Below are 265 nucleotides of genomic sequence, written 5' to 3' on the forward strand. Positions count from 1 at the left end.
CACCATCTGTGTTAACAGCTGCCTTAAAGTCATTTTCTGGCTTGTCACCAGGCAACTTGAAACCATAGAAAATCTTTTTGTTAGGCAACTTAACTGATGAAAAGATGCTGGCATCACCGTTAGCAATAATTGTTGCATCTGGTGCTAACTTAATCCCATTTACGATCTTTTCATAAGTAGTATAAATTTCACCATAACGGTCCATTTGATCACGGAAAATATTGGTCAAAACAAAGACGCTAGGGTGAAGCAGCTTGGTTACCAT

General features: G+C 38.5%; 1 protein-coding gene. It reads right to left on the reverse strand.

Going from position 1 to position 265, the window contains the following annotated elements:
• Positions 1-265 (reverse strand): hypothetical protein (locus tag AC2FA3_RS15280; protein ID WP_490510328.1); only part of this gene is annotated, 265 nt, incomplete at both ends.

Source organism: Janibacter sp. CoH_79_TC_3 (genome assembly GCF_058197955.1).